27 protein-coding genes and 3 pseudogenes are annotated in these 23,171 nt (G+C 57.3%); 13 read left to right on the forward strand and 17 right to left on the reverse strand.

What is annotated here, in order from left to right; genetic code table 11:
- Positions 1-62 precede the first annotated feature (62 nt).
- Positions 63-929 carry a peptidoglycan-binding domain-containing protein gene (locus BLM14_RS12710; RefSeq protein ID WP_099999693.1) on the reverse strand — a complete coding sequence of 289 codons (867 nt, stop codon included), beginning with the start codon at positions 927-929 and terminating at the stop codon, positions 63-65.
- Entirely contained in the window at positions 904-2,718 is a 1,815-nt protein-coding gene (locus BLM14_RS12715) for a sensor histidine kinase (RefSeq protein WP_099999694.1), read from the reverse strand. Before BLM14_RS12715 ends, BLM14_RS12710 begins: the two co-directional genes overlap by 26 nt.
- Before the next feature lie 376 nt (positions 2,719-3,094).
- Here BLM14_RS12715 and BLM14_RS12720 point away from each other — a divergent pair, with 376 nt between their 5' ends.
- Both BLM14_RS12720 and BLM14_RS12725 read left to right on the forward strand, forming a co-directional pair.
- Positions 3,095-3,592 carry a DUF5330 domain-containing protein gene (locus BLM14_RS12720; protein WP_099999695.1) on the forward strand — a complete coding sequence of 166 codons (498 nt, stop codon included), beginning with the start codon at positions 3,095-3,097 and terminating at the stop codon, positions 3,590-3,592.
- A 72-nt stretch (positions 3,593-3,664) separates the two neighbouring features.
- Positions 3,665-4,105 carry a SufE family protein gene (locus BLM14_RS12725; RefSeq protein ID WP_099999696.1) on the forward strand — a complete coding sequence of 147 codons (441 nt, stop codon included), beginning with the start codon at positions 3,665-3,667 and terminating at the stop codon, positions 4,103-4,105.
- On the opposite strand, the gene BLM14_RS12730 is transcribed toward BLM14_RS12725, so the two are convergent.
- The 5 genes and pseudogenes from BLM14_RS12730 to BLM14_RS12750 all read right to left on the reverse strand — a co-directional run bounded on the left by BLM14_RS12730 (position 4,102) and on the right by BLM14_RS12750 (position 5,986).
- Positions 4,102-4,524, reverse strand: coding sequence for a type II toxin-antitoxin system VapC family toxin (locus BLM14_RS12730; RefSeq protein ID WP_237143357.1), 423 nt, complete (start codon positions 4,522-4,524; stop codon positions 4,102-4,104). The two genes, BLM14_RS12725 and BLM14_RS12730, sit on opposite strands and share 4 nt — an antisense overlap.
- Entirely contained in the window at positions 4,521-4,763 is a 243-nt protein-coding gene (locus tag BLM14_RS12735; RefSeq protein WP_099999698.1) for a type II toxin-antitoxin system VapB family antitoxin, read from the reverse strand. The genes BLM14_RS12730 and BLM14_RS12735 overlap by 4 nt, the downstream gene beginning before the upstream one ends.
- Positions 4,764-4,825: 62 nt before the next feature.
- Positions 4,826-5,226, reverse strand: a pseudogene (locus BLM14_RS12740) (DUF6456 domain-containing protein); the annotation flags it as partial.
- Positions 5,172-5,480: a hypothetical protein gene (locus BLM14_RS12745; protein WP_133123953.1), complete on the reverse strand. Its 309-nt coding sequence runs from the start codon at positions 5,478-5,480 to the stop codon at positions 5,172-5,174. The pseudogene BLM14_RS12740 and the gene BLM14_RS12745, both read right to left, overlap by 55 nt.
- Before the next feature lie 47 nt (positions 5,481-5,527).
- Positions 5,528-5,986 (reverse strand): helix-turn-helix domain-containing protein, encoded by a 459-nt coding sequence (locus BLM14_RS12750; RefSeq protein WP_237143358.1) that lies wholly within the window; start codon positions 5,984-5,986, stop codon positions 5,528-5,530.
- Positions 5,987-6,184: 198 nt separating this feature from the next.
- On the opposite strand from BLM14_RS12750, the pseudogene BLM14_RS12755 reads away from it, so the two are divergent.
- Together BLM14_RS12755 and BLM14_RS12760 are read left to right on the forward strand one after the other, a co-directional pair.
- Positions 6,185-6,451, forward strand: a pseudogene (locus BLM14_RS12755) (cytoplasmic protein); the annotation flags it as partial.
- A 154-nt stretch (positions 6,452-6,605) separates the two neighbouring features.
- On the forward strand, positions 6,606-7,412 hold the full coding sequence (locus BLM14_RS12760) for an alpha/beta fold hydrolase (RefSeq protein WP_099999701.1): 807 nt from the start codon (positions 6,606-6,608) through the stop codon (positions 7,410-7,412).
- Positions 7,413-7,487: 75 nt separating this feature from the next.
- On the opposite strand, the gene BLM14_RS12765 is transcribed toward BLM14_RS12760, so the two are convergent.
- Positions 7,488-7,925, reverse strand: a complete 438-nt coding sequence (locus BLM14_RS12765) for a Ros/MucR family transcriptional regulator (protein ID WP_099999702.1) — start codon at positions 7,923-7,925, stop codon at positions 7,488-7,490.
- A 430-nt stretch (positions 7,926-8,355) separates the two neighbouring features.
- Between BLM14_RS12765 and BLM14_RS32440 the strand changes: the two are divergent.
- From BLM14_RS32440 to BLM14_RS12780, 3 genes and pseudogenes are all read left to right on the forward strand, one after another.
- Positions 8,356-8,458, forward strand: a pseudogene (locus BLM14_RS32440) (peptide-methionine (R)-S-oxide reductase); the annotation flags it as partial.
- A 100-nt stretch (positions 8,459-8,558) separates the two neighbouring features.
- The gene (locus BLM14_RS12775; RefSeq protein WP_099999703.1) at positions 8,559-10,664 is read left to right on the forward strand and encodes a S9 family peptidase; all 2,106 of its coding nucleotides are present in this window, start codon (positions 8,559-8,561) and stop codon (positions 10,662-10,664) included.
- Between the two features lie 119 nt (positions 10,665-10,783).
- On the forward strand, positions 10,784-11,122 hold the full coding sequence (locus tag BLM14_RS12780; RefSeq protein ID WP_100001282.1) for a metallophosphoesterase: 339 nt from the start codon (positions 10,784-10,786) through the stop codon (positions 11,120-11,122).
- A gap of 142 nt (positions 11,123-11,264) precedes the next feature.
- Here the strand turns inward: BLM14_RS12780 and BLM14_RS12785 are convergent, their stop codons facing one another.
- The 5 genes from BLM14_RS12785 to BLM14_RS12805 all read right to left on the reverse strand — a co-directional run bounded on the left by BLM14_RS12785 (position 11,265) and on the right by BLM14_RS12805 (position 15,129).
- Entirely contained in the window at positions 11,265-12,233 is a 969-nt protein-coding gene (locus BLM14_RS12785; protein WP_100001283.1) for an aliphatic sulfonate ABC transporter substrate-binding protein, read from the reverse strand.
- Positions 12,234-12,383: 150 nt separating this feature from the next.
- The gene (locus BLM14_RS12790) at positions 12,384-13,313 is read right to left on the reverse strand and encodes a c-type cytochrome (RefSeq protein WP_099999704.1); all 930 of its coding nucleotides are present in this window, start codon (positions 13,311-13,313) and stop codon (positions 12,384-12,386) included.
- 135 nt (positions 13,314-13,448) lie between these two features.
- Positions 13,449-13,901 (reverse strand): c-type cytochrome, encoded by a 453-nt coding sequence (locus BLM14_RS12795; RefSeq protein ID WP_099999705.1) that lies wholly within the window; start codon positions 13,899-13,901, stop codon positions 13,449-13,451.
- Positions 13,902-14,073: 172 nt separating this feature from the next.
- The gene (locus tag BLM14_RS12800) at positions 14,074-14,463 is read right to left on the reverse strand and encodes a hypothetical protein (protein WP_099999706.1); all 390 of its coding nucleotides are present in this window, start codon (positions 14,461-14,463) and stop codon (positions 14,074-14,076) included.
- Positions 14,464-14,661: 198 nt separating this feature from the next.
- Positions 14,662-15,129, reverse strand: coding sequence for an SRPBCC family protein (locus BLM14_RS12805; RefSeq protein WP_099999707.1), 468 nt, complete (start codon positions 15,127-15,129; stop codon positions 14,662-14,664).
- A 318-nt stretch (positions 15,130-15,447) separates the two neighbouring features.
- Between BLM14_RS12805 and BLM14_RS12810 the strand changes: the two genes are divergently transcribed.
- Positions 15,448-15,807 (forward strand): GNAT family N-acetyltransferase, encoded by a 360-nt coding sequence (locus BLM14_RS12810; protein ID WP_335672057.1) that lies wholly within the window; start codon positions 15,448-15,450, stop codon positions 15,805-15,807.
- 127 nt (positions 15,808-15,934) lie between these two features.
- Here the strand turns inward: BLM14_RS12810 and BLM14_RS12815 are convergent, their stop codons facing one another.
- Complete coding sequence (locus BLM14_RS12815; RefSeq protein ID WP_133123954.1) at positions 15,935-16,219, reverse strand: hypothetical protein; 285 nt, start codon at positions 16,217-16,219, stop codon at positions 15,935-15,937.
- A gap of 186 nt (positions 16,220-16,405) precedes the next feature.
- On the opposite strand from BLM14_RS12815, the gene BLM14_RS12820 reads away from it, so the two are divergent.
- The 4 genes from BLM14_RS12820 (at position 16,406) to BLM14_RS12835 (ending at position 19,718) form a co-directional block, all read left to right on the forward strand.
- A complete protein-coding gene (locus BLM14_RS12820) occupies positions 16,406-17,050 on the forward strand; it encodes a response regulator (protein WP_099999709.1) in 645 nt (214 codons plus the stop codon).
- Between the two features lie 172 nt (positions 17,051-17,222).
- Entirely contained in the window at positions 17,223-17,933 is a 711-nt protein-coding gene (locus tag BLM14_RS12825) for an FkbM family methyltransferase (RefSeq protein ID WP_099999710.1), read from the forward strand.
- Between the two features lie 4 nt (positions 17,934-17,937).
- Positions 17,938-18,480 carry a putative pterin-binding protein gene (locus BLM14_RS12830; protein WP_099999711.1) on the forward strand — a complete coding sequence of 181 codons (543 nt, stop codon included), beginning with the start codon at positions 17,938-17,940 and terminating at the stop codon, positions 18,478-18,480.
- Positions 18,477-19,718, forward strand: coding sequence for an ATP-binding protein (locus tag BLM14_RS12835; protein WP_157929532.1), 1,242 nt, complete (start codon positions 18,477-18,479; stop codon positions 19,716-19,718). Before BLM14_RS12830 ends, BLM14_RS12835 begins: the two co-directional genes overlap by 4 nt.
- A gap of 26 nt (positions 19,719-19,744) precedes the next feature.
- On the opposite strand, the gene BLM14_RS12840 is transcribed toward BLM14_RS12835, so the two are convergent.
- From BLM14_RS12840 to BLM14_RS12850, 3 genes are all read right to left on the reverse strand, one after another.
- On the reverse strand, positions 19,745-20,323 hold the full coding sequence (locus tag BLM14_RS12840) for a histidine phosphatase family protein (protein ID WP_099999713.1): 579 nt from the start codon (positions 20,321-20,323) through the stop codon (positions 19,745-19,747).
- A 78-nt stretch (positions 20,324-20,401) separates the two neighbouring features.
- The gene (locus BLM14_RS12845; protein ID WP_099999714.1) at positions 20,402-21,001 is read right to left on the reverse strand and encodes a superoxide dismutase; all 600 of its coding nucleotides are present in this window, start codon (positions 20,999-21,001) and stop codon (positions 20,402-20,404) included.
- Positions 21,002-21,254: 253 nt separating this feature from the next.
- Positions 21,255-22,133 (reverse strand): branched-chain amino acid aminotransferase, encoded by an 879-nt coding sequence (locus BLM14_RS12850; protein ID WP_162293155.1) that lies wholly within the window; start codon positions 22,131-22,133, stop codon positions 21,255-21,257.
- 323 nt (positions 22,134-22,456) lie between these two features.
- Between BLM14_RS12850 and BLM14_RS12855 the strand changes: the two genes are divergently transcribed.
- A complete protein-coding gene (locus BLM14_RS12855; protein WP_100001287.1) occupies positions 22,457-23,170 on the forward strand; it encodes a L,D-transpeptidase in 714 nt (237 codons plus the stop codon).
- The last annotated feature ends 1 nt before the right edge of the window (position 23,171 follow it).

Here is a 23,171-nt window from a genome sequence, read left to right on the forward strand (position 1 = left end):
CCGCTTTCGATTAGGCTCTGCACCGGCCGATTATCTCTCCCCTTGTGGGAGATAGTCAGAACTTAATTCACCAACCCGATTTCCTGCATTTTCGCCAACAGCTTTTTGTCCGGCTCGCCGGTGACCGGCAGGCGGAACAGCTTTTGAAACTCACTCACGGCAGTCTTGGTGGACGCGCCCACCTTGCCGTCGATCTCGACCATATCATTGCCGAAGGCGCGCAGACCTGCCTGGACACGGACGATTTCAGCAGGTGCCAAACCGCCGGGAGCCGCATTGCCTGCAGCATCTGGCGCCGGGTTGGTTGAAACCTTCTGTACCGTGGCTTTTTCCTCGGTCTGCCCCGGTTTCTTCGCCGGAACTGCAATGCTGGCCGTGGTTTCGCTGGCATTATCGACCGTTTGCTCGACCTCGATGCCCATTTCGGCTGTCGCCTTGCGATAGGCGTCAATGGCGGCGCGTGTGCCCTTGCCGGAAATACCGTCGACGGTTCCGCTGTAGAAACCGAGCGCCAGCAGCTTCTGCTGCAGCTTGGCCACTTCCGGATCGCCGCCGGGCGCCAGGACCGGCTCGCCATTGATGGCGGCGGCAATGGGATCCGGGCTTTGCGGAATCGGCACCGACTTTACCTTGCGAATGGGTGCATCCGCGGGCTGGTTCTGCGAGGAGGAACCGGGCATGCCGCTCTCGCGCTTGATCGGTTTGAAAACAAGATCCGGACGCGTGCGGAAGAACACCCCGTCATGCCCCTCCGGCTGATACCAGAGTGCGTTGGCGGAGATGAAGCCCAGCGTCACAAGAAAAGCCGTCGAGCCACCTGCAATGGCCGGATTGCTGGCGATCAAACCGCCCGCCGCCAGAAAAGCCGTAGCAATCCGTCCCCTTTTGGGAGCACGGCGCTTGCTAGGCCGATTTACGGGCTTCCGCATGGGAACCTCCCTTCATATCGCTTGCCGCGTTGAATTCGACAATATTCGCGGGTTCTTCTTCGTGAACGTATTCAAAGACAGGGCCATTGAGCGGGATGCGAACATCCACCACCGTGCCCTGCCCCGGGACGCTCTTGATCCTGAGATCTCCGCCATGCAGCCCGACAAGCCCCTTGACCGTGGCAAGGCCAAGGCCCGTGCCCTCGTGGTTGCGCGTGTAGTCGTTCTGCACCTGGCGGAAAGGCTGACCGAGTGTCTTCAGGTCGGCTTCGGCGATGCCGATGCCGGTATCGCTGACGGAGAAGGCCAGCATGTCATCCTCGATCAATGCGTCGATGGTCACGACACCGCCGCTTTCGGTGAACTTGACGGCGTTCGAGACGAGATTGATCAACACCTGGTGGATCGCGCGGCTGTCGGCAACGACATTGCCGATGCGCGTGCTGACGCGGTCGCAAAGCGTCACGCCCTTCTGCGAGGCCTGATGCGCCATCATGTCGTGCACCATCGTCACGGCTTCCTTGAAGGCGAAGCTTTCGGCAAAGATCGGATAGGTGCCTGCCTCGATTTTCGACACGTCGAGGATCGCATTGACGACAGACAGAAGATGGTTCCCGGAGCGATGCACCAGTTCGACATATTCGCGCTGGCGGCCGTCAGGCAGCTTGCCGCAAATCTCCTGCAGCAGCACGTCGGAAAAACCGATGATCGAATTGAGCGGCGTGCGCAGTTCATGGCTGACGGAAGCGAGGAACCTGCCCTTGGCGATTTCCGCGGTTTCGACTTCGCGGCGCGCGATTGCCAGTGCATTGCGGTCGGCAACGGCCTGCGAAATATCGGTTGCGACGACAACGAAACCCTCACCCTGGCTGTGCGGCACGGCGCGCAGGCGATAAGTGGCGAAGCGCACGCTATGCGCTTGTTTCGCAACCTCGCCCGGCGCTACGCAGCGCAGTTTCACCTCGACAGCCGCGCTCGGCGCACCATTCTTCATGTCGGCCAGAAAGCCGAGAAATTGCACCCGGTCAGACACGTGTACACGGTCGAGCAGCGGCGTGCCGATCAGGAGATTGCGGGCAATGCCGAATTGATCCTGCGCCTTGGATGACAGGGAGACGATAAGACCGCCGGTTCCGAGGCTGAATATGACACCCTCAATGGCGCTTTCGAGATCGGCCACACGGTCATCGCGGCGCGCTGCCATGGCGCGGGCAGCAAGGGCGCTCGCGGTCCTTGTGACCAGCGTTGCCAGATAGCCGAACGAGGTCAGAAGCGACAGCGGCGACAGCGCGACGCTGCCATCCGCACGCAATGAAACGATGAGGAGCGCTGCCAGCACAATGGCGGCAACGCCGCCTGAAACGCGAAGCGACCTTTCGGACCGGTAGATGAACCAGGCCTCGAGCGGAATGGCGGCGGCCATGATCCACAGCAACAGGTTGGCGGACGATGCGGCGGCGCTGATCGACGCGATGGACAGGCCGTAGGCGCCAAGCGCGCTCATGCCGACCGCAGTACTGTCTTTGGAGAGCGAAAGCGCACCGCAGAAAATCATCGGAAGAGCCAGGACGCCGACAACAAGGCTGACGATGCCGGCGAGCTCACCCAGCATGAAGTTGCTGGTGACCATTGCAACGGCGAGCATGATCGGCATGGCAAAGATGGTGCCGGCCATGCGTGCATCGCGGTCGCGCTCGGCAGCGCCGGCGACGGATGAGCTTACCCAACGCTTGCAGAGGCGCTCGTAGGCCCCGGCAATCTTGGATCGTGTGACGGACTGAATCGGCACAAATATTTTCCTGCTTTCCGCGAAAGCCGGCAATCGCCAGATTTTTCGCGGTCATTTCCAGAGTGTTTTCACAACACCCCTGTCGCCGTTAACTTTTGCAGACGAGGCTTTAAGGAAAGGATAAAACCGGGGCCGCCACGACCGCGCGGCTCCTGTTTCAAGCGATTGTGACAGGCATGGTAAATGAAGGGTTTCCCTTCTGCAGTACTTTGCCGCTCGAATCGCAAAACGCCGTTTCCCGCCTCAAAAATTCTTAATCCTTCGTTTCTATGATCGCTCAAATGCAGAAATGCGTTTCAACGGGTTTTTGCCGGATCTATGTCAATATTCCCTCATGAACCGCTCTGGAAATGCGGTGCGACAGAGGAATGGGAAAATGTTCTTTTTGATCAGGTTTGCGATCAAGTTCTGCTTCTGGATGATGCTGATCTCGTTGTTCATTCCCGTGGACTCGAAGGATCATCAGCAGGGTGCCGCGCAGCCTGGCCCGATCGAAGCCTTTATCGCCGCGCGCGAGACGATCACCGACCTCGGCGATTTCTGCACACGCAAGCCGCAGGCCTGCGAAACCGGCAAGGCAGCGCTTTCCACCGCTGGCGTGCGCGCAAGCGAAGTCGCCAAGGTTGGCTATGAATATCTCGATACCCAGTTCGGGCAGAATGCGAAGAAATTTGATGCGGACAGCGCCGACGCAGCGGTAGCAGCCGCCCATAGCGGCTTAAAGGCCGTCACGGAAACCAGCCAGGGCGATGCCATCAAGGCGAAACTGCGTGAAATGGCGCTGCGCGAAATCCTGGAAGCGGCGACTCGACAGCGCGAACAGGCCAACGACGTGGACGACAAGACCCAGACCGGGACAGTCGCGAAGAAGTAACCCGTTTCTTCGATTAAAACGGTGACGTTTGAGGTTCGGGTCACTATATATGCCATGAACAGGAAATTTTGCATGGCACAGACAATTGACGACATTGTTGCTGATTTCGATTTTCTCGATGATTGGGAAGATCGCTATCGCTATGTCATCGACCTTGGACGCGACCTGAGGCCCTATCCGGAATCTGCCCGCGATGCCGCCCACAAGGTCAGGGGTTGCGTCAGCCAGGTATGGTTGAAAAGCACGCTCAACGGTGATGCCGATCCGGTCATCGAATTTGTCGGTGATTCCGACGCGCATATCGTGCGCGGTCTCGTTGCAATCATGATGGTGCTTTATTCGGGCAAAAAGGCTTCCGAGATTCTGGCGATCAACCCCGAAGCCATCCTGAAGACTCTCGGTCTCGATGAACACCTCACCCCGCAGCGGTCCAATGGCCTGCGCGCCATGATCGGCCGCATTCGTAACGAGGCCCAAGGCGCGCTTGCCACTGCCGAGGTCACGCAGCATTAGGCCAGATCGGTCGCGGCAAAATCATTGCCTTTGTAGAACAGATCGACCTGACAAGCCTTGGCACAGGCATAGGCAAAACAATCGCCCAAGTTCAATCCGGCAGGATGGCCGACGGCCTTTCCATAAAGACAGCTGGCTTCGATCGCACCATTGCCGATTTCGGGAGATATAGAGATTTCTTCTGCCCCGAGTGCTTCAATGAATTCGTCAACGGCAGCTTGAGCTTGCCTCAACATATTGGACGACGGTCTTTTTGTTGCGCCCGATCTGGCGCGCGCAAGTGCGTTTGACGCTTCAAACTTGACTAGCGGCGAAACGAAAAACGCTCCGTCGGCAGATGCAATCCTTTTCTCCAGTTCTTCAAATCCAGGCTCCTCGCGAATGATTGCGACAATTACCGAGGCGTCTACAAACATCACATTTCCCACATTTCATCGAGATATGTTTTCATGTCGAAATCGGGGTCATCTTCTCCAATTGCGGCAGCCATGGCTTTGGACTTGGCAAATCTGTCTTTGGCAGGCATTGCCTGGCGTACGAGCTTGAGTTCGTGCTTCAATGCGTTGCGTACGACTTCCGTCTTGGTCTTCGCCTTTGTCAGCCTTTGAATTTCAGTCGCCAAGGCATCAACTTCACTGTCGCGGACATAGAGGGCCATAGATATCTCCTTTGTATATCTATATATCACAGAAGTATATCCATTCCAATGCTACGTTAGTCCTAGCCGCCATTGATACTAGGCCGGTAGTCCTCGGTTTCCAATGAATGATGCGGGGCCGTCGGCGTGTCGGGGGCGCCGGATGATAGTGCCGGTCGAGCACAGCCAAGGCCGTTTTCAGGATAAGCTTCGCCGAGCGCACCGGCCATTGCCGCTCGCGTTCGACCACCTCCAGCCCTTTCAGGAAACAGCAGACGTCAATGAGGACGCCGGAAAGTTCCGGCCCGACCGCTTCCAGCGCCCGCTCGACCCTCTGGCGTGCGGCAAGGGCGGCGTCGGTGATCTCGAGCACGCCATTGGCACGCGAGCCGGAACCGGTGACATCCCAATTGACGCCCATCGACGGCATCAAGTTGCCCATTGTGAAATCGGTCCGCAGCCGCTCGCCCGCCTTGAATGCATCGTCGCCAAGCAGCGGTTCGCCGGACGCATCCTTGCAAAGGGATCGTTCGGGCATTCGCGACGGCGCAGCCAGGCCCGGCCCGCATCGTTGATCGAGAGCCTTTTATTCATGTGCGTTGCAAGGCCCTGGCTCAATGCGAACTTCATCGCATGCCGGTCGATGGAGATCGCACCGTGGGATCCGCTCTCCAGCAGCAGTTTTTCGCGGTTCGCCTGCTCCACGATTTTGACCGGGCCCTTGGCGATAAAGCGCAACAGCCTTTGAACCACCGGACTGCTGGCGTTTCCCTTGGCTAAAACGCTCATCGGCGTACCGTCCCATTGCGCATGAAGGCAGTTTTGACGATGTTTTCGATCGTCTGCATGATCCGGTCGAATTCCAATTCCTCCCGCATGTCCTCGATCAAATGGCAGGCATGGTTGACCGTGCTCCTGTCGCGACCGAAAGCGCGCCCAACCTCGCTCATGGTCAATGCGAGCGTTACGTGCGCGACATACATGCCGATCTGCCGCACGCGCGCCACCGGACGCTCACAGCGCGAGTGCGACCGCAGCTCGCGGCCGCTGACATTGAAGAACGCCGACAGGATATCGACAACCCCATCGCAAACCTGAAAAAGGCGCTCATCCATCGGCGCCTCCTCATCGAACATCACAGGCGCCAGTGGCACCTTGAATCTGCCCCGTCTCGGCCGGAGCGCATCGATCATCGCCTGCGCACCAGTGGCGGATCGCATCAGACGGGGGAAACTCGAAGACATTCTCACTCCACTTCAGTGATAGGAATATCTTCTTATATTTCTTGCATCAAGACCGTGGATAAGTTTTCCGCCACATCAACACTAACAAATTGATTTCATATCAAATTTTTCTTATTTTCAGCTTTATTTTAAGGACTTTTATCCTACCAAGCCTGTTGATCGTCATACTGCATCCATTCACAAGCAGGGAATGGATGCATGTCAGCAATTGATTGGAAGAACCAGAGAACGGCGTTTCTCGCGGCCAAGGAAGAGCAGCGAGACCAGGCAAGGCAGCGAGCTGCCCTGCAGATCCTCTGCGGCGAGGATCTCGACGCCGTCATGACGAGGGGTGAGGAAGGCAAGGCACAACTGTGCAGACGCCTCAAGCGCCTGATCGAGCGCGAGCGGCTCAAGGGCGTCAAGGGACATTGGAGTTACGATCTCAACCGCCACATCGGATTGAAGCAGGCGCTCGAAAGCCTGAGGGCCTCGATGTCAACCAAGCAAGACAGGCTCGCCCGCGCTCCTGGAGGAGGGTTTGCTCAGGGCGTATCAGAGCCGGACGTTGAATCAGCTGATCTTTCGAGGTTATAGTGTCTGGCGACAATGGGCGATCCTCCCTGCGAGTAAGATCAATATGGAATCCTACGACGACGACCTCAGCAAGTTCGCGGCGCATGGTGCGGCGCCCCTGCCTGCCACAGGCGATCAAGGCTACGTGGAACACGACGGCGCACGGATCTGGTATGCGACATACGGCGCCGGTCCTCCTGTGATCCTGCTGCATGGCGGTCTCGGCCATAGTGGTAACTGGGGTTATCAGGTTCCAATGCTGATCAGTTCCGGCCATCGCGTGGTGCTTGTCGATAGCCGTGGCCACGGCCGCAGTACGCGTGATCTGCGGCCTTTTACCTATGAGCTGATGGCTTCCGACGTTCTGGCCGTGATGGACGCACTGCAGATTGAAAAAGCAGTGGTTGTGGGCTGGAGCGACGGTGCGTGTACCGCTTTGATCCTTGCCATGAAAGCCCCTGCACGTATCGCGGGTGTATTCTTCTTTGGCTGCAACATGGATCCCAGCGGGACAAAGGAGTTCGAGCCAAGTCCGATCATTGATCGATGCTTCCGCCGGCACGCCCGGGACTATGCCCAGCTATCGGCCACGCCGGACCAGTTCCAGGCTTTTGCCGAAGCGATCGGCCATATGATGAAGACTGAGCCCAACTATTCCGCGCGCGATCTGGCAGATATCCATGTGCCCGTCGCGATCGCGCAAAGCGAGCATGACGAATTTATCAAATCTGAACATGCCGAATATCTTGCAAGCACTATTCCCGGCGCGGAACTGATCGCCCTGCCCGGCGTGAGCCATTTCGCACCGCTGCAAAGGCCGCAGCAATTCAACAGCGTGATGCGTGCCTTCCTCGACAAGGTTCTGTCTTGAGGGATAATGCCTTGCCGCATCCAAATAGCAAAACGGCGCCTTTCGGCGCCGTCTTGTCGAAATATCGCAGTGGTGTTATGCGGCCTTCTTGCGCTTGCGGCCAAGGCCCATGTTCTTCGCCAGGCGCGAACGGGCGGCGGCATAGTTCGGAGCGACCATCGGATAGCTGGGATCAAGATCCCACTTCTCACGATACTGTTCCGGGGTCAGGCTATAGTGTGTCATCAGATGGCGCTTCAATGACTTGAACTTTTTGCCGTCTTCAAGGCAGACAATATAGTCGTCCGCGACAGACTTCTTCGGATTGATTGCCGGTTTCGGCTTCTCCTGAACTGCAACGACAGCTTCTGCTGCACCACCAACGCGGCCAAGGGCAGCATGGACATCAGCAATGAGCGTCGGCAAATCGCCAGCAGGCACCGAATTGTTGCTTACATAGGCAGCAACCAATTCAGCCGTGAGTTCAAGCAGAACGTCACTGGCAGTTGTGTTTGAATTCTCGAATGTGGTCATCTAAGTCCAATTCCTTCGTCTAATTTGAAATCCGGGTAGCGAGTGAAAAATCAGCAATATAAAGTCGAAAACACGCGGAGTCTCCAACGCCTTTGATACTACTCTATTGCGGAACAGATTGAATTTGTCAAATCAATACTTCGTTTACATAAGAAATGATTTGAAAATCCCCAAGAACAGAGCTTATCGGTTGGCACCCAGAGATAGACGCAAGAAAGTCGTAGCTCTGCTGCATATACGATAACATGTACTGCACACCTGAGCAGGAGCGGCATACCACTAAGACAAAAAATGGCAAAAATGAGGAACCAATCCGCAAACTCCAAGCATTCTATAATAACAGATATTGTGGTGAGCAGTGTTCGTGCCTAGATCTGCAAAAAAGGACAGTGCAATGGACACAAAAACATTCAAAGTCATGAAAATCGACGCCGATTGCGACGCGCATCCCGGCCATGTTTTCCCGGTGTCCGCTCCCGACCGGCCTGCGCTATTGCATGAATGGCAACGCCTTGGTCTTTGATCGGGATTGACGGGGCGATAACTTTCCCTACACGTGATTTTGAGCACACATCAAATTGATTGCCGCGAGGGCATAGCTTGTCCACCGGCACAATCGTTGAAAGTTTTTCCATGACCAGCACGCCGCGTTTTTCAAGCATCCCTGCCCCGCAGTCCGAGAAGAGGCCGGTTTCCGATACCCGCCACGGCATAACCCGTGTCGACAACTATGCCTGGATGCGCGCGGAAAATTGGCAGGATGTCTTCCGCGATCCCTCCACGCTCGATCCGGCGATCCGTACGCACCTCGAAGCGGAGAATACCTATCAGTCGGCGCTCATGGCCGACACGAAAGCCCTCCAGGGCAAGCTCTTCGATGAAATGAAGGGCCGAATCAAGGAGGACGATTCATCGGTACCCTCCAAGGATGGCCCCTATGCCTATGGCACGTCGTTCAAGACCGGCGGCCAGCAGCCGCGCTTCTTCCGCACGCCGCGCGACGGCGGGCCGGAGACCATGCTGCTCGACGGCGACTTTGAGGGAGAAGGCAAAGCCTATTTCCGCCTGGCGTCCGCTGACCACAGCCCTGATCACACGAAGATGATCTGGGGTTTCGATGACAAGGGGTCGGAGTTCTTCACACTCAGGGTACGTGATCTTGCAACATTGCAGGATACGACCGAGGCGGTCAGCGATACCTCCGGCGGCGGTATCTGGAATGCCCAGTCCAACGGTTTTTACTACACGCGTGTCGATGCCAACCATCGGCCGTCCCGCCTGTTCTATCACCAGCTTGGCCAGCCCGAGAGCGAAGACCGTCTGATCCACGAGGAAACAGATCCTGGCTTCTTCCTTGGTGTCGGCGGCAGCACCCTGAACGACTTTATCTTCATCGACATGCACGACCACGAAACGTCGGAAATCTGGCTCCTGCCCGCAAATGATGCCAGTGCCGAACCGAAACTGGTGGCGGCACGGCAGACTGGTATCGAATACAGCCTGACCGAAGGCGGCGATGTGTTCTATATCCTGACGAATGCCGACGGCGCCAAGGATTTCAAGATCATGAGCGCGCCGGTCACAGCGCCTGAAAAGGCCAACTGGACGGAGGTTGTCGCCCACAAGCCCGGACGGCTGCTGCTTGGACATTCGGCTTATACGAATCATCTCGTCTGGCTGGAGCGTGAAAACGGCCTGCCGCGCATTTTCATTCGCGATCGCCAGACCGGCGAGGAGCACTCCATCGCTTTCGATGAGGAGGCCTATGCGCTCGGCCTGCAGGGCAGCGCGGAGTATGACACCGAAGTCATCCGCTTCTCCTATTCGTCGATGACCACGCCGACGCAACTCTACGACTACAACATGCGCACGCGTGAACGCACTCTCCTGAAGACCCAGGAGGTTCCCTCCGGCCACAACCCGGACGATTATGTGACGCGCCGCCTGCTTGCGCCTGCTCCGGACGGCGAGATCGTGCCTATTTCCATTGTTTATCACCGTGACACGAAGATCGATGGTTCCGCGCCCTGCCTGCTCTACGGCTATGGCTCCTATGGCATGACCATCCCCGCGAGCTTCAATACCAATTGCCTGTCGCTGGCCGATCGCGGCTTCATCTACGCCATCGCCCATATTCGCGGCGGCAAGGACAAGGGATATGACTGGTACGAGAACGGCAAGCGCCTGCACAAGCTGAATACCTTCACCGACTTCATTGCCGCGTCGCGCCATCTCGTCGCAGCAAGCTTCACCAGCCATGACCGCATTATCGCCCAGGGTGGCTCCGCCGGCGGCATGCTGATGGGCGCTGTCGCCAATATGGCGCCTGGAAATTTTGGCGGCATCATCGCGGAAGTTCCCTTCGTCGATGTCATCAATACGATGCTTGACGACACGCTGCCCCTCACCCCGCCCGAATGGACCGAATGGGGCAATCCGATCACTTCGGCGACCGACTATGCCTACATGGCTTCCTATTCGCCCTATGACAACGTCGCGGCCCAGGACTATCCGCCGATCCTCGCTGTTGCCGGCCTCACCGATCCGCGCGTGACCTATTGGGAACCGGCAAAATGGGTGGCGAAATTGCGCGAGATCAAGACGGACGACAATCCCGTGCTCTTCCGCATCAACATGGACGCCGGTCATGCCGGCGCATCCGGCCGCTTCTCAAGGCTGGAAGAAATCGCCTATGTCTATTCCTATGCGCTGAAACTCGTCGGAAAAACGCAAATGTGATCGTCTGGAGCGAAACTTAAAGGTTTTCCGCTCCGTTCCTGGGTCCGAACGCAGAAATTAAGGCGCAATTGCGCGGCAATTTCAGTATGATTGGTTCCGATGGACCGGAGGAATTTGAGATGAAACGAAGCGCATTTGTCCTGATGCTTGGTCTTGGTTTCCTGGCACAACCTGCTCTGTCACTCGTGGATGTCGGCGACGTGCAGGCCGCAGTTCGCAAGAATGTCAGCGAATATGCCGGCCAGCGCTGCAGCCCGCCGCCACGTGGCAGCGGTGTGATCATCGGGCGGTTCCAGGGCTATACGGACTCCCCGTTCATTTCCGACAGTGATGCACGCTGGCCGGTCTCGGCCTATCGCTGCTTCCGTTCATTCGACGAATGCCGGGGCTGGCTCTACACGATGCAGAGCAAATATACCGCCTCGACATCCAATACGATCGCCTGCGAACGGCGCTGAAAAAGCGCTTACCAAGAAAATCGCTCGCCGTTTATCTCTCCCCTTGTGGGGGGCCGAAGGCGGGCGAGACCCGTGGCTCGCCCCGGTAGGAAGCGCGGAAAATCGTATGACGTCCATAAGGATGGAGTAATCGAAAGGTCTCTTAAGCGGGGCGGCCCTTCCAGACTACATCGCTGACATTGAGCTTCTTCGGCAGGATCTTGAGATCGAAGAACTCGTCCGCAAGCGCTTGCTGATAGGCAACGGCGTCGGGAGAGATCGCGGTGACGCTGCCAAGATCCGCGCCCTTGCGCGTCAGGGCAACGCGCTGGATATCCTCCGGCACGCCGGCAATCTTCGAGAGCGTCTTGATCGTCTCGTCGAGATTCTCCTGCGCTCCCTTGCCAACGATGGTCAGTTCATCGAAGACCTCCGTCAGCACATCGCCATGCGCCGCGGTGAAGTCGCCATTGCTGAGAAAAAACGACCATGAATCGACGATACCTTCGGCAGTTGCCAGTACCCGCGTTTCCGGCCGCTTTTCGGCAACGGCAAAATAGGGATCCCAGATCGCCCAGGCATCGATCTGGCCGGCAGTGAAGGCCGCAGCCGCATCGGATGGCGAAAGGTCGGAGGCGTTGACATCCGCGACTGTGAGCCCGGCCGAACGCAACGCCTTCACCGTGAAATTATGGGCGCTCGATCCCCGCTTGAAGGCGACGCGCTTGCCCTTGAGGTCGGTGATCGACTGGATGGGTGAATCCTTGCGGACCAGTATGGCCGATCCCGCGGGTGAGCCCTTGTAGGTTCCGGCATAGAGGAGGTTTCCACCTGCGGCCTGCGCGAAAAGCGGCGGTACGTCGCCGGTCGGCCCGAAGTCGATAGCGCCTGCCCCAAGCGCTTCAAGGAGCGGCGGGCCGGAGGAAAACTCCGCCCAGCTCACGCTAATACCGCGCTGTTCGAAGCGTTTCTCCAGCGCGCCCTGCCCCTTGGCCAGCGCCAGCACACCATTCTTCTGCCAACCGATGCGCAACGTCTTCAGCGGCTCCGAAGCCGCGCGAGCCGCGAATGGCAGCGCTGTGGCGGCGGCAACGCCGCCCAGGAGAGCGAGTGTTTGTCTGCGGTTCAACATTGGAGCTTCCCTTTCCATGACCATGGCGCCACCCCCAAGGGGCACCTTGCCGGAAAGCATGGCGCAAACGATCGGCGCCATCGACGTCAGAATTGCCGAACAATGGCCGGTAAAAGGAAAATCATGCCTGCTTTGACGAATGGCGCGAAATCACTTGGCGGGTGCGGGATAACCATTGGGATGCGCAGGCACCGCTTTCAGGTAGGCGGCAATCGCATCGCGGTCGGCGGATTCGAGATGCGCCGTGTTAAGAACCACATCGGCCATCGAGTTGCCGAGCGAATCGAAATCCGGCGTGAAGCCGCTCTCCAACGCATAGGCGATGTCTTTCTCCGACCATGAGTCGATACCGCCTTCGCCGCCGGTAATATTCGGAACCACGCCCTTGCCTTCTGGCGCCCTGGCGCCCGCCAGCCACTGGGCCTTGTTCATCCCGCCAATGGCATTGCGCGGCGTATGGCATTCGCCGCAATGGCCGGGCCCTTCAACGAGATATTGCCCGCGCTTGATCGCATCGCTCGCATCGGCAATCGTCAGCACCGGTTCGGGAGACAAATAGAGCTGTTTCCACAGACCAAGCCCGCGCCTGATATTGAACGGGAAACCGAGCCTGTGCGGCCCGGCGACATTGTCCGACGGTGGCAAGGTTTTCAGGAAAGCATAGAGGTCGGCGATATCCTGTACCTGCATGCGCGCGTAGGACGTGTAGGGAAAGGCCGGATAATAGTGCCTGCCGCCCGGCGAGACACCTTCCATCATGGCATTGGCGAGGTCCTCGAATGACCAGTCGCCAATACCCTGTTTGGACGGAGAAATATTCGGGGCCACGAACGTGCCGAACGGCGTGACGAGATTGAGGCCGCCGGCCAGCACGAGCCTTGCATCGCCCTTGGCCTTTGGTGCGGCATGGCAGGCGGCACAGCCTCCCTGCCAGAAGATGCTCATGCCCCGCTGCGGGTCACCTGGGGCAACCGCCGCGAGGCGCGCCGGATCGACATGGGACGGAGCCGTCAGGAACCAGAACCCGGCCCCGCCAATGAGCGCCAGCAGGATGATAAGCAATCCGAGCTTGCGCATCATCTCGGAAGCTCAGCGATCTTTTGAGAAGCCAGCCCGATTTTCGAGAACCGGAGCGCAGTGGACATCAAGTCCATGAGCACCGGAAGCGCAGAAAATCGCATCAGATGACCATCGGGGTGAGGTTATCAAAGGTCGCTACTCTTTCTTGATGCGGAAGGCCTTGTGACAGGCAGCGCAATTCTCCGTCACCTGGTTGAAGGCGACCTTGAAGCTGTCGAGATCTTTCGGCTCGGCGGCAGCTACTTCGGCTGCGTCCTTTTTGTATTTGGCCAATGCAGCCGTAAAGCCGGCATTGTCTTCCCATATCTTTGGCGAAGCGGTTGTCTCGGCACCCTTGTCCGAGCCAGCGGGGAATAATGTGGCCGGATCGATCTTCTTTGCGTCCTCATTGAGGTGCTTGAGCGCAGCAATGACCGCTGCCGCGTCGAACGGCTTTTCACCCTTGATAATGGGTGTGATGCTGCCGATGGTCTTGCCCTGATCCTTCATGATCGCCTGCCTGTCCTTGATCGGATCGGCATTCGCTGGCGCCGAAAAGACCGCAATGGCAAGCAACGGCGCCGCGGCAAAAGAAACCAGTCTGTTCATGGAGTGTCTCCCAACTCTTGTGGCTAAAGTGGTGTGGCTTCAAGGGTTTCCGGCTGGCACTCTAGATTAAAGATCGCGAAAAGCACCCGCACGCGATGATCACATTTTCGTATGTTCGCCGTGTTTAGGATAAGAAAAACCCCGGCTTTTCCTGCCGGGGTTCATCATGTTTTCAGAAAGTCATTATGACGCTGACACCGCTCCTGCGGTAGTAAGGGCGGTGCCATGAGTCGTAATCACTGCGATAGTAGCGCGGGCGGTCCCACCGGCGATAGTGGCGACGGTCCCAGCGGCGATCCCACCTGCGGTCCCAGCGGCGATTGTGGTAACGGCGTTCCCATCCGTAGTGCCGGCGATCCCAGCCATGGTGCCGGCGGTAATGCCGCCGGTCCCATCGGCGATCCCAGCGGTCGCGATGGCGCACGTTTTCGACATTTGGATTGTTCGTGGCCGCTTCAATCGGCTTCTGAACGGTAAGCGGCGCTGCGCTTGCAACTTCGACCGTTCCGAAGGTTCCAACTGAAATCAAGACGGCGCATATTGCAGAAATCAACTTTCTCATTGTTCCTCCAGTGAAACGCCCCCTCTTCGGAAGGGCATTCAACACGTTAACGTCCCTAGGACATTAGACTTAAGTCTAATCCAATGAACGAGAGATGAACAATCAATATGGCAGGGCAATGGCATGCACTTGCCCCGATCACTTATCGAATCAGGCCGCTGGAATGCGTGAGAATGGCACTTCCAGCGGTGAAAATGGTTAGACGTTTTCCCGCTGCAACTCGTTGCCCAGACTGTCGAGCATGCTGTCCCAGCCGGCCTGATGATTTTCAGGCACGTCGCCGCCATCGAGAAAAACCCCTTGCTCGGTCATGACCATACGGCAGCCCTTGCCCGACGGCTTGAACTCCACGGTCGTCAGGCCGCTGAAAATGCGGGTGCCATCGCGGTCCATCGTTCCCGCAGAGACGATCCGCTCATCCTGGACGATGTCCTGGTAGTAGGTCCGGTTGGTATAGGTCTCACCGCCGCGCCGGCCGAAACGGCTGATATCCTGGCCGCCGACGCGGAACTCGAAATGGTCATAGGCCATGTCCCAGGTCCCGCCCGGATTGATCCAGCGCAGCAAAGCGTCCTTGTCGGACCATGCGTAGAAGACGCGCGCCGGCGAAGCGTCATAGGTGCGCTCGATGACAATGGTCGAATGTTGAACGGAACGTTCGGTCATGATCTCCTCCTGTGCTTGATCATTCATTAAGCGATTACTTAAGTATCACGCGACCACAAATCGCGCAAGCTATGGTTTAGCGATTACTTAAGTAATTTTTTGCGACTGGTATTCGTCTTATTGCCAGGACGCTTTACCTGTCGAATTCTGGCAGAAGCGTCCCTTCACTCTAACAAAGGACGCAGAAGGTGGAAGTGATAAGCGAGATCCGGACAGCGCAGGAAAAAAGCAATGCCTGCAAGGAGATCATGGGCGAACTGACGGAGTGGTTCGAGGCGCCGGATAGCTGCCTGTGCCGAAGCCATAAAGGAAATGCCCGTGTTTGCAGCGTCGGACAATGGACAGATCAGCGGCTTCATTGCGCTCAAACGCCATTCGCCTGTGTCCATCGAGGTCTTTGTCATTGCCACGCGCAAGGCCACTCATGGCCGGGGGATTGGACGCCGTCTGGTGCAGGCTGCTGAGGACTATGCCCTCAGGAATGGTTGCCAACTGCTGACAGCGAAAACGCTAGCGCCCAGGGACGTGGAGGAGCCTCATCTTGACCGGACACGGGCATTTTATCGGAGCAATGGATTTTTGCCGGCGGAAACGTTCCCTACCCTGTGGACCGAAAGCCATCCCTGCCTGTTCCTGGTCAAGCCACTGATAGATCGCAAAAGAGCGCAGCGGCCGTAGAACAGCATTTGCAATGAATACAAAACGGCCCCGTCAATGACGGGGCCGTGTGCACGACTAGCGATTGTGCCACCTGGATAGTTGTGAGAATAGCGACAGGTATTCTTGATAGGTATGAGAACTGCAGCTATAGGGAGCGCTCACTCGCTTCGCTTGTCGTTTCGTCATGTTTTAAGGCTTGGCGTAAATGCACAGCCTTGGTGGCAGCATCCTGGGTTGTCCTTACGGGACAACGCAACAACTCTTCCCGTAGACGCCACTCGATTTCCCTGGCAGTCGTCAAACGTCGGTCGATGAGGCGACATTCAACACCTGCTGCCTTGAGCTTCGTACGGGCTGTTGCGAGCCGCTCGACCTCACGCCGGGCCTGCTCATGAAAATCGATGGCGATCATCAGAAGAATGCTCTCCATTTTGGCCTCCGTGGCATTATCGTTCATGGCAATAGGTCTGGACCTGCGAAAAGTGATTGGCTTGCAATGACTCGGGTTTAGCCGGATTCGAAAACGGCGAAAGTGACAGTGCTGTCCCTATTCTCGAAATTCAGGATTGGTCTAGAATGATGTTTTTGATGATCGCGTTTATTGAAAGCATTTTTGATGACGAACTCCAATTCACTGCAGGATGTGTTGATCGTAGAAGATCAGCATCTGATGCGCCTGGCTCTCGCGCATGAACTGCAGGCGGCCCTGCCAGACTCGATCGTCCACGCCGCAGCAACTTTGGAAATAGCGCTGGATCTCATTCAGTCCATCCCGTTTGCCCTTGTCCTCATCGATCCCGGACTGCCGGGGTACGATCAGAGATCCGAAGATGATCGTTTGACCGCCGTCAGGACTATCGTGGAGCAATCGCCGGCGGCGATCCATATCGTGGTCACCGGTTCCGACAGCAGTGAGGAGTGGGAAACCTGCCGGAACATGGGAGTCGCTGGCTATATCGCCAAGAACAGCCTGAAACCGGGAACAATGTCCACGATCCTCGGGAGGATCGCAGATCACGGTTATTGCGTCGGTCTCATGCATGAGACAAGCGCCGCGCCGGAAGTCTACCATTCTGCCCTGACACCACGGGAGCAGGAGGTGCTTGGCTGGATGAGGCAGCGGCCGGCAGGCGTCAGCCGCAAGGAAATATATGACCGGCTGGGCGAGCAGATGAATATCGATGCGGGTTCAGCCGAGCGCTACTACAAGCGCGCAAGGGCCAAACTTTTGAAGTTTGGCCAGTTGCCGAACTCGCTGTGATATGGCTTACTCGCGTTTGATATTTTGATTTCGAATTTTGAAAAATTTATTTCCGCAAACGGGAAGTGACCGCATTCAGGGCTGGGTCACTGGGTCTGCGCCTGCAGCACACCAACCGGCCATTTCCAGCGTCATAGCCAAACATGCGGACCATTTTTGGTGCATGAAGATTATGAAAATTGTTTTGGGCTCCAGTGAGATAAATCTTCCCATCCTCCCGGGCGACGTTTCCGACACCATCTGGTCGGCGCTTCGCAACGGGACCTATGAAGCCAAGGAAGCCTATTGGGTGAGGAAGGCGGTTCGCACGGGTGACCGGGTCCTTGAACTCGGTACCGGGCTTGGCATCATCGCCACCATTCTGGCCACCGAAATCGACGTTCAGGTTTCAGCCTTCGATGCCAACCCGGAAATCGTTCGGCTGGCGGAAAATGTGGTCAAAGCGAATGGCCGGCACAATATTTCCGTCGCTCAGGGTCTTATGACGGCCGGTTCGCCCAGGGACTTCCTCTTCTACCTGCGCAAGGATTTCTGGATGTCGTCGGTCTTCGAGGATCAGGGGCCCTATGAGCGCATCATTACCATAAGATCAATCGACATAGACGAATTCATCGTCAACGCCAGGATCACCCTGCTGATCATGGATATTGAGGGCGGCGAATGCGAACTATTGCAGGGCGCCGAACTGCCCGGCGTCGAACGTGTGTTTCTGGAACTGCACGATCACCTTTACGGCCTGGCGGGCGTCAGACAAATTACCACCGCGATGGCAGCGAAAGGTTTTGCATACGACCCGCGCGGCTCGAGCGGCGCATGCGTGCTCTTCTCCCGCAATCTGGACATCCGCGAATATGAAGAGGAGGCCTACGCTGTCTCGGCTTGATTTCATGAAAACCTCGACCGCCACCCTGGCAATCGTTTTCACGCTTGGCATCGGCGTGGCCCGCGCCCAGTCTCCCAACCCTGATATCCTGGCGATCGAGCGGGAAACAGGAAAGGTGGTGGCCACTTATGCGAGCGAAGGATTGCGCAAGGAATTCGTCCTGCAGGGGCGCACGACGGCAACCCCCTGGAGCAAAGGGGGCCAGACAACAAGTTTTCGCGGTCCGCTTCTCAAAGACATCCTGGCCAAAAATGGTATTGCGGGCGCAAAGGAATTTGAAATTCTTGCCTATAATGATTTTGTGTCGAGCATCAGCGACAGCGAGATCGATGCCTATTCACCCATATTGGCGATCGAGCAGCAATGTGTGGAGGAAGACAGAACCGACGGTCTTTGCGCGGCCGGACAGTCATACCGGCCTTTATCGGACGATGATGGCGGCCCCTTTTATCTCATCTGGCCCCTGAAGGATTTGCCGCCATCTTACATTCCCGGCCGCAACTCCATATGGGTCTGGTTTGTCGTGGCGATACGTCCGGCGCAATGAAGAGCATTCTCCGCCATTCCACATCGCTGATACTCTATGCAGGCTTGATTGTTTCAATTTGCCTTAGCGTCTGGTCGCTGCTTCGCACCGACATCTATCGGCAACAAACCGAACTCATCCTCGGCCAGGCTTCGGAGATTCAATGGCGTGCTTCCCAATCGAAGGAGAAAGTTGCCAGAATCATCGGTTATCTGAACGTCGCTGTGAGGTCTGGCGAGAAGCCGCCCAGGCTGCTGCTGGAAATACAATTGTTGAGCTTCAACCTGAAATCGCTGGTCCATCTCGATTACGCGGCGACGTTCATCACCCCCCAGAACATCGCCGGCCTCCACAAGGCGATCAAGGCCGTCGATACCGTGGTCCTGCCTGTTGCCGCCATCGGCAAACATTATGAGCAGGCACTCGGACCGATGCTGGTCATCGACGAATATCTCGCTGGTCTGGCCAGCGCAGCCGTCGATCACAGCCAGGCGTTGAGCGCAACATCGCATATCGCGACCGATGCCGCGCGCAACAGACTCGTATTCTTCGGCGCACTTTCAGCCCTTATCCTGAGCATCATTTCCATCCATCAATACTCCAGGATCAACCGTAAGAAAGACCAGCACATCCGGTCGTTTTCGCTGCTCTTCGCCCACATGACCCGGACACGCATCACTGCCTTGCGACTGTTTCTCGGCTATCTCGACGGAAAGTCTCATCCCCCGCGCGAAATGGCGGATGCTGCCCTGCGCACCATCGTTGAGCTTGAGTCGATCAATGAAGGGCTCATGACCATCGGGCATGCCCGCGCCGAGCTACAGCCCGCACCGCTTGCCACGCTGCTTGAGGACATCGTGCGGAACTGCAAATATGACTTGCGGATCGATGCCGATGGCGAAGCAGGTGCAGTCCGTGTGCCTGCGTCACAGTTCCATCTGTTGATCGACGAACTTGTCCGCAATTCGATCAATGCCGTTGCCGCACGAACCGATCCGGCGATTTCGATCAGGGCCTATGTCCGGAGACGTTTCCTGCGCGGCGCTCAACTGGTCCTGATCGTCAGCGACAATGGGACCGGAATGAGCCCGTCCGTCCTGGCGAAGGCGCGAGAACCGTTTTTCTCGACCAAAGCGGGTGTTCATGTCGGCCTCGGCCTGACCAATTGTGTGGAACTGATCAAGACGATGGCTGGAACGCTGGATATAATATCCGCGCCGGGCGCCGGCACCTCTGTGCGCATCACCTATTCGATCTGAGCGATGTCTGCCGTGCGTCCGTCCCTTTACGGGACAATGTCGCTCCAGCCCGACAGGAGAGCCATCGAATCGCTATCGAAGGTGAAATAGCATCCGCCACCGTTGATCGGCTGGTCGGTTCCCCTGGAAATCGGTTGGCTGGTCAGGCTGGACAACAGGAGCGCTCCCACCCCGCCATGTGCAAATATGATGAGATCGCCGCTGCCGGTACGTGCTGCAATGCAGTCGGCCACGGCCGACCTGATGCGCATTTGAGCATCGATAGCCCGCTCCCAGCCGCTCGTGCTTTCGGTCGGCTTGGCAAAAAATTCATCGACGATCTCCCAGAAACGGGGCGGCGCAACGTAGCCGGTAGACGAGCGGTCATTCTCGCCCAAGCGATGATCGACAGTGAAAGACAGGCCGCGAACGGCCTGTAGCAGCATGGCACAGTCCTTCGCCTTGCGCTCATCGCTAACAAAGACATCGGTAACACGCGCCAGTTCTGGCCGGGTGCAGAAGGCCTCCAGGCGTGCCTTGCCTTTTTCCGACAAGCCCCAATCGGGTACCGGCACAGCGGGATCAATGACGACTTCCGGATGGGTCACGAAATAGACTACCGCCATGATCTCTCCAGGTTGGATGCAGTCGGGACGTACAAAAACGGCCCCGTTTTTTGACAGGGCCGTTTTACCAGAAGCCGCTTACTTGGCTTTTTCGTAGAGTTCGAGAACGTAATCCCAGTTGATCAGGTTATCGACGAACGCTTCCAGATATTTCGGACGGGCATTGCGATAATCGATGTAATAGGAATGTTCCCAGACATCCACGCCGAGGATCGGCGTTGCGCCATGTACCAGCGGGTTTTCGCCGTTCGGTGTCTTGGAGATTTCGAGCTTGCCGTCCTTGACGGAGAGCCATGCCCAGCCGGAGCCGAACTGCGTGGTGCCGGCAGCGATGAAATCGGTGCGGAACTTGTCATACCCGCCGAGGTCGGATTCAACCGCCTTTTCAAGCGCGCCCGGAAGCTTCTTGCCGCCGCCGCCCTTCTTCAGCCAATGCCAGAAATGCAGATGGTTGTAATGCTGGCCGGCATTGTTGAAGAGGCCGGCATTCTTGCCGTAGGACTGCTTGACGATTTCTTCGAGCGAAAGATTCTCGAGACCGGCTTCGGCAGCCAGTTTGTTGCCGTTGTCAACGTAAGCCTTGTGGTGCTTGTCGTGATGATATTCGAGCGTTTCGCGCGACATAAAGGGGGCGAGCGCATCGTAATCATACGGCAGTGCGGGCAATTCGAAAGCCATGGAAGTCTCCTCTTCGATTTAACTCAGTAGCGAGAACGCGTTTAGGTCAGGGCGAGCCGAAAATGGTGGATTTCGAGGACCGGAGCGCAGTGAACGTTTGGGTTCATGAGCACCGGACCGCAGAAAAACGCCATTTGCAGGCCGCCATGGCGTAAACGTCATCCTGACAAAACCTGCGTTGGTTACATAGGTCCGTATTGCTTTTCGAGCAATGCGAAACGGATCAATATTTCCGGCCCATCCGGTTTAAGGGTTAAATTTTCGGCGTCGAGTGCGCAAACTCCCAATAAAGCTCCCGCGCTTTCTTGGCGATCGGCCCCGGCTGAAGATCACGATCTTCAATACGGGTAACGGGAACGACCTTGGAATGGTTCCCAGTGGAGAAAATCTCGTCGGCGCCAAGGAAATCCTGCACGCTCAAGGTCGTCTGCGTGGTGCGGAAACCATAGTCGGCGAGCACGTCGATGGTGCGCTTGCGGGTGATGCCGGAAAGGAACGTCCCGTTCGGTGCGGGCGTGAAAATATGCCCGTCCTTGACCAGAAAGATGTTGGACGTTCCCGTTTCCGCCACATTGCCGAGCATGTCGAGGACCAGCGCATTGTCGAAACCGCGCGATTTCGCTTCGAGGATCGCCCGGCCATTATTGGGATAGAGGCAGCCCGCCTTGGCATTGGTCGGCATGGTCTCGAAGGTCGGGCGGCGGAACGGCGAGACGGTAACGGAAAAGCCGCTCGGTGCAATCATCGGCGCTTCGTAGAGGCACAGGCAGAACCGCGTCGAGTCCGGATCGGCCGGCACGCCCATATAGCCGCCATGTTCGGCCCAATACATCGGCCTTATATAGACCGCTGTCTTGCCATCGAACTTCTTCAATCCGTCATGGGTCAGGCCGACGATTTCCTCGGCGCTCATGGTCGGGTTGAGGCCAAGCGCGATCGCCGATGCATTGACGCGGGCGCAATGCCGGTCGAGATCGGGCGCGACACCTTCGAACCAGCGTGCACCATCGAAAACCGTTGAGGCCAGCCACATCGCATGGCTGCGCGGACCGATGAGGGGCACGTTCCCCTCATACCAGTCGCCATCGACATAGGTCCAAGTCACTGTCTGGGCTGCTGCATTGACCGCCATGATGTTGATTCCGTTCCTGCTTGCCGTTGTTCCTATCGAAGGACCATTCGGCGGCGAGGTCAATGGCCGTGTTCTTCAACATGCTGCTGATTCTGCCTTGGCCGAGCCAGCTTGATCCACTCTTGACGCCCTCACGGAGTGTTTATCCGCAGTTGAACGGGCAAAATCCCTTGCGCGACAGGTTTTTGTTGCCGCGGCGCAACAGTCACCGCTCCGCCTTGTTTGAGCCCTATTGTCAACGGTTAGCCGCCATATTCATTGTGCGTTTAGGAGCGGTAGAGCAAGTTTCTCCCATCCTCCCCCGCCACGAATTTGGTTCAATGATGCAAAACACAATTTCCCGCCGCGGCTTTTTTGCTGCATTGACTGCTACAGCAGCAGCCGGCCTCGCAGGCTGCGCCCAGATCCCCGGCGATTTGCCCGTCATCCAGGTCGATGATTACGGCAATCCACTGATGCAGCCGCAAATGGATGTCGATCCGGCCTTCGCCTCCTATGCGGCAATGTATTCGGCACGGGAGGATGACGGCTTCCAGTTGCCTGCCATCCCGATCGAGAAGATGGACAAGCGCTATCTGCGCCAGATCGTCCAGGATCCGACCGGCGAACAGCCGGGCACGATCGTCGTCGATACCAACGACAAGTTTCTCTATCTGGTGCGCGAGGGTGGCCAGGCCATCCGCTACGGCGTCGGCATCGGCAAGGAAGGTTTTGCCTGGTCCGGGCGCGCGGTCATCCAATGGAAGCGCCATTGGCCCAAGTGGACGCCGCCGGACGAGATGGTCGCCCGCCAGCCGGAACTGGTCAAATTCAGCGCCAGGAACGGCGGCATGGAGCCGGGGCTCAAGAACCCGCTCGGCGCCCGCGCCCTTTATATCTTCCAGAATGGCGTCGATACGCTCTACCGCCTGCATGGCTCGCCGGAATGGTGGTCCATCGGCAAGGCGGTTTCGTCCGGCTGCGTGCGCCTGATCAACCAGGACATTATCGACCTCTACGACCGCGTTCCGAACAAGTCGCCGGTGCTGGTTATCTAGA

Source organism: Phyllobacterium zundukense (genome assembly GCF_002764115.1).
In the GTDB taxonomy this organism is placed as follows: Bacteria; Pseudomonadota; Alphaproteobacteria; order Rhizobiales; family Rhizobiaceae; genus Phyllobacterium; species Phyllobacterium zundukense.

Excerpts from the sequence above, each read along its gene's own strand:
- BLM14_RS12710 (WP_099999693.1), bottom strand. The coding sequence starts at position 929 with ATGCGGAAGCCCGTAAATCGGCCTAGCAAGCGCCGTGCTCCCAAAAGG.
- BLM14_RS12720 (WP_099999695.1), top strand. The coding sequence starts at position 3,095 with ATGTTCTTTTTGATCAGGTTTGCGATCAAGTTCTGCTTCTGGATGATG.
- BLM14_RS12725 (WP_099999696.1), top strand. The coding sequence starts at position 3,665 with ATGGCACAGACAATTGACGACATTGTTGCTGATTTCGATTTTCTCGAT.
- BLM14_RS12735 (WP_099999698.1), bottom strand. The coding sequence starts at position 4,763 with ATGGCCCTCTATGTCCGCGACAGTGAAGTTGATGCCTTGGCGACTGAA.
- BLM14_RS12750 (WP_237143358.1), bottom strand. The coding sequence starts at position 5,986 with ATGTCTTCGAGTTTCCCCCGTCTGATGCGATCCGCCACTGGTGCGCAG.
- BLM14_RS12760 (WP_099999701.1), top strand. The coding sequence starts at position 6,606 with ATGGAATCCTACGACGACGACCTCAGCAAGTTCGCGGCGCATGGTGCG.
- BLM14_RS12765 (WP_099999702.1), bottom strand. The coding sequence starts at position 7,925 with ATGACCACATTCGAGAATTCAAACACAACTGCCAGTGACGTTCTGCTT.
- BLM14_RS12775 (WP_099999703.1), top strand. The coding sequence starts at position 8,559 with ATGACCAGCACGCCGCGTTTTTCAAGCATCCCTGCCCCGCAGTCCGAG.
- BLM14_RS12780 (WP_100001282.1), top strand. The coding sequence starts at position 10,784 with ATGAAACGAAGCGCATTTGTCCTGATGCTTGGTCTTGGTTTCCTGGCA.
- BLM14_RS12785 (WP_100001283.1), bottom strand. The coding sequence starts at position 12,233 with ATGTTGAACCGCAGACAAACACTCGCTCTCCTGGGCGGCGTTGCCGCC.
- BLM14_RS12790 (WP_099999704.1), bottom strand. The coding sequence starts at position 13,313 with ATGATGCGCAAGCTCGGATTGCTTATCATCCTGCTGGCGCTCATTGGC.
- BLM14_RS12795 (WP_099999705.1), bottom strand. The coding sequence starts at position 13,901 with ATGAACAGACTGGTTTCTTTTGCCGCGGCGCCGTTGCTTGCCATTGCG.
- BLM14_RS12800 (WP_099999706.1), bottom strand. The coding sequence starts at position 14,463 with ATGAGAAAGTTGATTTCTGCAATATGCGCCGTCTTGATTTCAGTTGGA.
- BLM14_RS12805 (WP_099999707.1), bottom strand. The coding sequence starts at position 15,129 with ATGACCGAACGTTCCGTTCAACATTCGACCATTGTCATCGAGCGCACC.
- BLM14_RS12815 (WP_133123954.1), bottom strand. The coding sequence starts at position 16,219 with ATGGAGAGCATTCTTCTGATGATCGCCATCGATTTTCATGAGCAGGCC.
- BLM14_RS12820 (WP_099999709.1), top strand. The coding sequence starts at position 16,406 with ATGACGAACTCCAATTCACTGCAGGATGTGTTGATCGTAGAAGATCAG.
- BLM14_RS12825 (WP_099999710.1), top strand. The coding sequence starts at position 17,223 with ATGAAAATTGTTTTGGGCTCCAGTGAGATAAATCTTCCCATCCTCCCG.
- BLM14_RS12830 (WP_099999711.1), top strand. The coding sequence starts at position 17,938 with ATGAAAACCTCGACCGCCACCCTGGCAATCGTTTTCACGCTTGGCATC.
- BLM14_RS12835 (WP_157929532.1), top strand. The coding sequence starts at position 18,477 with ATGAAGAGCATTCTCCGCCATTCCACATCGCTGATACTCTATGCAGGC.
- BLM14_RS12840 (WP_099999713.1), bottom strand. The coding sequence starts at position 20,323 with ATGGCGGTAGTCTATTTCGTGACCCATCCGGAAGTCGTCATTGATCCC.
- BLM14_RS12845 (WP_099999714.1), bottom strand. The coding sequence starts at position 21,001 with ATGGCTTTCGAATTGCCCGCACTGCCGTATGATTACGATGCGCTCGCC.
- BLM14_RS12850 (WP_162293155.1), bottom strand. The coding sequence starts at position 22,133 with ATGGCGGTCAATGCAGCAGCCCAGACAGTGACTTGGACCTATGTCGAT.
- BLM14_RS12855 (WP_100001287.1), top strand. The coding sequence starts at position 22,457 with ATGCAAAACACAATTTCCCGCCGCGGCTTTTTTGCTGCATTGACTGCT.